The sequence below is a fragment of the Mesorhizobium sp. M4A.F.Ca.ET.050.02.1.1 genome (genome assembly GCF_003997725.1).
GTDB lineage: Bacteria > Pseudomonadota > Alphaproteobacteria > Rhizobiales > Rhizobiaceae > Mesorhizobium.
In genome coordinates, this window is record NZ_RZSG01001486.1 from 1 (window position 1) to 482 (window position 482).

A 482-nucleotide genomic window follows, 5' to 3' on the forward strand; every position below is an offset into this window, starting at 1 on the left:
GGGTTCATGCCGGCGGCAACCGCCTTGTTGCCTTCCTGGACGATCGACTGCGCCAGAACGGTCGCGGTCGTGGTGCCGTCGCCGGCGATGTCGTTGGTCTTCGAAGCGACCTCGCGCAACATCTGCGCGCCCATGTTCTCGAACTTGTCCTCAAGCTCGATCTCCTTGGCGACGGTGACGCCGTCCTTGGTGATGCGCGGGGCGCCGAACGACTTGTCGATGACGACATTGCGGCCCTTGGGACCGAGGGTGACCTTCACCGCGTCGGCGAGGATGTTGACACCGCGCAGCATGCGCTCACGGGCGTCGCGGGAGAATTTTACGTCTTTTGCAGCCATGGTTAGCTCCTGACAGGGGCTCGGGAAGAGCCCGAAAACTCAGTTGATGGACAGGCCGAAATTCAGCCGATGATGCCCATGATGTCGGATTCCTTCATGATCAGAAGGTCTTCGCCATTGAGCTTGACTTCAGTGCCCGACCAC

The 482-nt window shown here is 60.8% G+C and carries 1 protein-coding gene and 1 pseudogene; both read right to left on the bottom strand.

Annotated features, from left to right (window positions below; all coding sequences use genetic code 11):
* The coding region (locus tag EOA33_RS38275) for a TCP-1/cpn60 chaperonin family protein (RefSeq protein ID WP_281033616.1) at nt 1-338 on the bottom strand (338 nt) is incomplete at its 3' end.
* 62 nt (nt 339-400) lie between these two features.
* Nucleotides 401-482: pseudogene (locus tag EOA33_RS38280) on the bottom strand (co-chaperone GroES); the annotation flags it as partial.